Raw genomic sequence first — 5,709 nt, forward strand, 5'->3', positions numbered from 1 at the left:
GATCACCGGCTATTGTTCTACCTGGGTTGCGTTGCGGGCGAACGATACCGCGACGGCCAGGCACGTCTCTGAAAATCTCGGCCAGGTCGAGCAGGTCGAAGCGAACGAGGGCATGTCCTACGGCGTCAACGACATGCGCGACGGCATGAACCTGTCGCGCATGCAGGTGACGCGGCCGCTGGTGATGCCGACCGAAGTCACCAACCTGCCCAACCTCGTCGGCTTCCTGCGCTTCGGTCGCAACCTGCCCGTTGTGCGCTTCGACAGCCGGTTCAACGATGTGCCCTTGCAGGGGCCAGCCTTCGCCGAACGGAGGACACCCCCCGATCAGATCGACAAGGCGAAGACGCTCGTGCGCATCGCTCATGCAGAGGCGCGGGTTCGTGAAGCGATCGAACGCGAGGCGGCGCAGGCGCCTACTCTGGCCCCAGGCCGCGGGAGCCTCTCTGCACCGGAACCTTCGGACATTCCGAATGTCGCCGCTCCGCCACCGTCCCAGCCCGACCTGTTCACGCCGCCGGTTCCGCACATCGACCGGCAGCGCGTCGAAGACATATTGTTGAACGAGGAGAGCACGGAACTTCCCGCGCCCGCTCGCATGCTATGGACGATACTTGCGGGCAGGCAGGGAGAAATCCGCTCCGATCTCGTCCAGCATGGGCGCGGGGATGGGCCGCGTGAACCGGCGAAGCCGGCATGATCCAGCCCCAGCGCCTCCATGGCAAACCCGCCAACATCACCCGCTATTACACAGTGGGCGATTACTACACCAAGGGCGGGAACGAACCTTCCGAATGGGCTGGGAAGCTGGCGGCCGATCTCGGTCTTTCCGGCGCTGTCGATCCGAAGGCCCTGCGAGATCTTCTCGCCGGCAAGATCGGCGACCAGCAGCTTGGACGTCACAGGGCCAACGGCGAAATCCAGCATCACCCCGGGTGGGACTTCGCTGTCAACGCGCCCAAGTCCGTCTCCATCATGGCGCTGGTGGTAGGCGATGAGCGCGTTCTCGCGGCCCATGAGCGCGCCGTCACCGACGCTATCTCCTATCTCGAGGAACAGGCGCAGCTGCGCCGGCGGGCCGAGGGCAAGATCGTCCACGAAACGACCGCCAGGATCCTGGTCGCGCGCTTTACCGAGCACGGCAGCCGAGAACTCGATCCGCATCTGCACACCCACCTGGTCGTCCTCAACATGACCAACCGCGAGGACGGCGATCAGATGGCCAGCCTGGAAAGCCGGGTCATGTACGGTGAGCAGCGCGTCGCCGGCCAGATCTATCGCAATGCGCTCGCATTCGCCCTGCGCGAGGCGGGCTACCGGATCGACTTCGATCCTCGCACGGGCCTTTTCGAAATGCGCGGCGTGCCGAAGGAACTGATGGAGACGTTCTCGCAGCGCGCCGAGCAAATCGAGGAACATGCCCGCGAACATGGCCTGGTCGGCCAGAAGGCGCAGCGTGCGTCCTTCTATGCCACGCGCAGGGCCAAGGTGAAGATCGGCTACGATGCGCTAAAGGATCAATGGCATCAGCGGTCCGGAAAGCTTCTCGGCGCGCTCGAACAGATCGCCGCTTCCGCCCGCGAGGCGCAAGGCAGCCACGGCGCGCCTACAGACCGCATTGCGGCGAGGGCCGCGCTGTTCGGCTTGCGGCAACTGGAGACGGCGGAAGCGGTCAATAACCTCGGCGATATCCTTCGCACCGGGCTTGCCGCGCATGTGGGAGAGGTGCGGCTCGAGGATATCCGTCCCGCGATCCAGAACCATGAAGCCGCGCGCAAGCTTCTGCCGACGCACGAGCAGACCGGCGACCAGATTCTGACGCGCGGACGCACCAGTCGCAGATCATGGCGACAGGAACTTGCGCTGACCCAGCATATCGCGCTTGGTCTGGGTGATGCGCACCCGATCGCGGCCAGCGGCCGCGTCCTGGCCGCGCTGGAAGGGGCCGGCCTCAATCCGGAGCAGGAGCGCGCACTGGTCGAAACCGCGCTTTCCCGCGACCGCGTTACCGCGATCCATGGCGTCGCCGGCTCCGGCAAATCCACCCTTGTAAGAGTTCTTGGCGAAGCTTCCGAGCCGGGCACAACGCTGATCGCACTTGCTCCGACCTCGTCGGCCTCTGCGGAACTGGGCCAGAAGGCGGGTATATCATCGCATACCGTAGCGGGCTTCGTCGCCCGCGGGGGGCATGGCATCACCGATCGCCACGTGCTCGTGCTTGATGAAGCCGGGCAACTCGGCAACCGGCAGGCGCACAGGCTCCTCGAGATCAGCAGGGCGACCGGCGCAAGGCTGCTCCTTCTCGGCGATGAAAAGCAGACGGGCGCCATCGAACAGGGCAAACCGTTCTGGCTGATGCGCCGGCTCGGGTTACCGACAGTCGAACTGACGGAAGCGGTGCGTCAGGAAACCAGATCCATCAAATCCGCGGTCGCGCAGGCGCGCGCGGGAGATTTTGCGCAGGCACTCGCGAAGCTCGACAGCGTCAACACGGCGCAGGACGGCGAGAAGATGGCCGAGCAGGTCGTGGAAAGCTGGATCCGTCTCAAGCCCGGCTCGCGTGCAGGCACGAACATCCTCGTTCTCGACAACGCCACGCGGCTCATCGTCAACAGCAAGATCCGCGAAGCTCTCAGAAGCGAAGGCGGCTTGGCCGCCGAAGAGAGCCGCCTGTCCATTCTCGCGCCGGCCGGTTTCACCGATGTCGAAAAGCACATGGCGCGTTTCTATACGACCGGGCAGGTGGTGCGCTTCGACCGCGACGTTACGCAGCTTGGCGTGGCACACGGCGCCGATTACCGCGTCACCGGTCTAGGACGGGATAGCAATGGACGGCAGGTCGTTCGGCTTGTCGATGAGAGCGGGCGCACCATCCGCTGGGATCCGCAGAAAACCCGGGCACGTCATGTCAACGTGTTCAATGCCGAGGAACGCGAACTGAGTCAGGGCGATCGCATCCAGTGGCGTCTCGTCAACCGCGAGATTGATATGCGTAATGCCGAGCGCGGCATTGTCGATAAGCTAGATGGCACGATGGCGACGGTCCGCTGGGACCGGGACGGCCGGGTGCAGCAGGTGGATCTGTCCAGGCATAAGACCTGGGATCATGGCTACGCGGAAACCGTGTATTCCTCGCAGTCGAAGACCTATCCCCGCGTGTTCGTGCTTGCCCCGGTCGAATCCCCGCTGGTGAACGCGCAGAATTTCTACACCGCCATCACCCGCGCCATGTACGGCGTCAGACTGTGGACCAACGACGTCAAGGGACTGATCTCCAAACTGGAGCGCCAGTCCGGTGAAAAGACCTCATCGCAGGAGGGGCTGGGACGGATCAAGCATGACAGCCTTGTTTCCTTCGCAAGAAGACAGGATCACCGCCTCACAGCTCTCGCGGCAGCTCAGGAACGAGCACGCGCTGAGCGCCGCGACCAGGCACTTGAGCGGCAGCTCGATCGCCGCGAGCGGCCACCTCGCGGACCTGCCGAGCATCTGGCTGAAGGCGCCAGAAGTCTGGCTCAAGCGCTCGATCGCTTGCTTGGCGGAATTCTCGATCATGTCCGCGTTGCGAAAGGCGGACCGGAGATGCAGCGGCCACGCCAAGAAACCGCGCCCACGCACCAGCCCGAACCTTCCCGGGGCCTTGAGCGATGACATTTCATTTTATGCTGATGGTCTTGACCATCTCAGTCTTGCTCTGGCTGGCGTGTGTGGTTCGCCGTTCCCGCATACCTGTGCGGCACCGCTGGCGAAGGCGGCAGGCGCAAACCATGGCCGAGGAGCTTCGCGGCCGGGATCGTTCCCAGCCGCCGCAGCTTCTCTATGCGCGCCTGCGGGCCATGGATCCACTAGCCTTTGACGAACTGATGCTCGAAGGCTTCCAGAGGCGAAATCTCAAGGTGATCCGGAACCATCGTTATTCGGGCCATGGCGGAATCGATGGTCACGTCATCATCGACGGCGCCCAGTGGCTGATTCACGCGAAGCGCTATGAAGGCGCTATTTGGACGGACCATGTCGTTGCCTTGGATATGCTGTGCCAGTCCCGGGTTTGCCGCGGCCTGCTCGTTCATGTCGGACGGACCGGGCCTCAAAGCCGAAAGGCTGTGAGCCGCTCCTGCGCTGTCCGATCATTTCCAGGCCCACGCTGCTCACTCTGCCGACCGAAGAAGCGATACTAGTGGTGGATGAAGTCATCGAACCGGCCCAATCGATGCCAGGAAAAGGAAGACGCGACTGATGTCTCAGCATTGGCTGCTCATGCTCGCGTCATTTGTCAGCGTTGCACTCTCGTCATGCGAGGTGACCGCACGATCGCGAAACCTGGAAGAGGAGCGCGTGATCGGTGCCTGCATCCGCAAGGCGTCACTTGGGCACCCATGGCTCGAAAAGACCTTGTGGGGACTTCGCGATCAGGAGGCCGGCTGGCTGGGCGCGGAAGTGCGTAACAGCAATGGCTCGCACGACCTCGGGCCATTTCAGATCAACAGTTGGTGGGTACCGCGAATTGCGTCGAGGATCGGGAAATCGGAAGGACAGGTCCGCCGGTGGTTGCGTTCTGACGCCTGCTTCAATGCCGAGGCGGCGCGCTGGGTATTTTTGTCCGCGATTAACTCAACCGGGGATTATTGGAAGGCGATCGGCGTCTATCATAGCCCTACCCTATGGCGGCAACTGCAATATTCGGCATCGGTCGCAACGCATCTTCGTGCAAGATTTGGTGAAAATATTTTTCGATAGAATCGCTTTTTGTATTTTGGCCTTTCGCCTCTGCGGACGATCTCTTTCGGGCGGTGCTCAACGCGCATGCCTGGGTTTCGCCGGACGAGCAGAATCTCTTTGCGGGCGACGCCAGAGTTCGTGGCGGACTATCTCGACGCAAAGGGCGGCGAAGGCAGGAAAGGCCGCCTCGCTTGGTCGCTTCAAGGCGTCGATTGCAAAGCCGGGTTCCGCCCCTTTGGCGATACGCTCGGCTTGGCCGCGGACGATCTGGACATGATCGGGCGCTGCGGCCGCGCCGTGCAGGGGGGGCCACTGACCGATAACCGCCTGCGCGTTGCCATGGCCGACGGTCGCTTCGGCGGTACCATGCCAGATCGATACGGTGGGCCAGGCGCCGTCATGACCAGAGGCTCCGCGAACGAATGCGGTCAGTTCCAAACCGCGCGGCATGCCGAGCAGGCGCATCCGGTCGAACGCTCGAGCGAACGTATCGGCGCATCCGCAGGGGAGGCCCGTAATGATCGCGCCGCCCGCGAATACCTCGGGATAGGTCGCGAGCATGCTCGAGGTCATGGCCCCGCCCGCCGAAAGGCCGGTGCAGAAGACCCGCGCCGGGTCGAGCCCGTGCCGCGCAGTAGCGGCGGCGACCATCTGCCGGATCGAAAGGGCCTTTCCGGTATCGCGGCGGTTGTCGCCCGGTGAGAACCAATCGAAGCACAAGTCGAGGTTGTTCTGGCGCTGCTGCTCGGGGAACAGCAGGGCGAATCCGTACTGGGTCGCCATGTGGGGCAATCCCGCGCAAATGTCTTAGCCTCCGGCGTTCTGGGTGCAGCCATGCAGGACGACGACGAGCGCCGCGTCCTTGCCTCGCCCCGGCGGGATGTAGAAATGTCCGTTCAGCCCAGCGGGGTTCGATCCGAAATCCTACGACCGCGTCAGCCTGCTATCGCCCGGGGACTGGGCACAGTTTGCCCCCGCGGCGCGCAGGGC

The 5,709-nt window shown here is 63.6% G+C and carries 5 protein-coding genes; 4 read left to right on the forward strand and 1 reads right to left on the reverse strand.

Annotation, left to right across the window (positions count from 1 at the left end; genetic code table 11):
* The 4 genes from VMR39_RS19030 to VMR39_RS19045 all read left to right on the forward strand — a co-directional run.
* Positions 1-700 (forward strand): type IV secretion system DNA-binding domain-containing protein (locus VMR39_RS19030; RefSeq protein ID WP_325417984.1); only part of this gene is annotated, 700 nt, incomplete at its 5' end.
* Positions 697-3,651, forward strand: a complete 2,955-nt coding sequence (gene mobF / locus VMR39_RS19035) for a MobF family relaxase (RefSeq protein ID WP_325417986.1) — start codon at positions 697-699, stop codon at positions 3,649-3,651. The genes VMR39_RS19030 and mobF, both read left to right, overlap by 4 nt.
* Positions 3,652-3,863: 212 nt before the next feature.
* Positions 3,864-4,178: a restriction endonuclease gene (locus VMR39_RS19040; protein ID WP_325417992.1), complete on the forward strand. Its 315-nt coding sequence runs from the start codon at positions 3,864-3,866 to the stop codon at positions 4,176-4,178.
* Between the two features lie 58 nt (positions 4,179-4,236).
* Positions 4,237-4,737, forward strand: a complete 501-nt coding sequence (locus VMR39_RS19045) for a lytic transglycosylase domain-containing protein (protein ID WP_325417988.1) — start codon at positions 4,237-4,239, stop codon at positions 4,735-4,737.
* Between the two features lie 57 nt (positions 4,738-4,794).
* On the opposite strand, the gene VMR39_RS19050 is transcribed toward VMR39_RS19045, so the two are convergent.
* Positions 4,795-5,511, reverse strand: a complete 717-nt coding sequence (locus VMR39_RS19050) for a PHB depolymerase family esterase (RefSeq protein ID WP_325417990.1) — start codon at positions 5,509-5,511, stop codon at positions 4,795-4,797.
* Positions 5,512-5,709 lie beyond the last annotated feature (198 nt).

Source organism: Sphingobium sp., from assembly GCF_035511395.1.
Lineage (GTDB): Bacteria > Pseudomonadota > Alphaproteobacteria > Sphingomonadales > Sphingomonadaceae > Sphingobium.

Bases quoted from the DNA above. Each gene is read 5' to 3' on its own strand.
- mobF (WP_325417986.1), top strand. From the start codon at position 697: ATGATCCAGCCCCAGCGCCTCCATGGCAAACCCGCCAACATCACCCGC.
- VMR39_RS19040 (WP_325417992.1), top strand. From the start codon at position 3,864: ATGCTCGAAGGCTTCCAGAGGCGAAATCTCAAGGTGATCCGGAACCAT.
- VMR39_RS19045 (WP_325417988.1), top strand. From the start codon at position 4,237: ATGTCTCAGCATTGGCTGCTCATGCTCGCGTCATTTGTCAGCGTTGCA.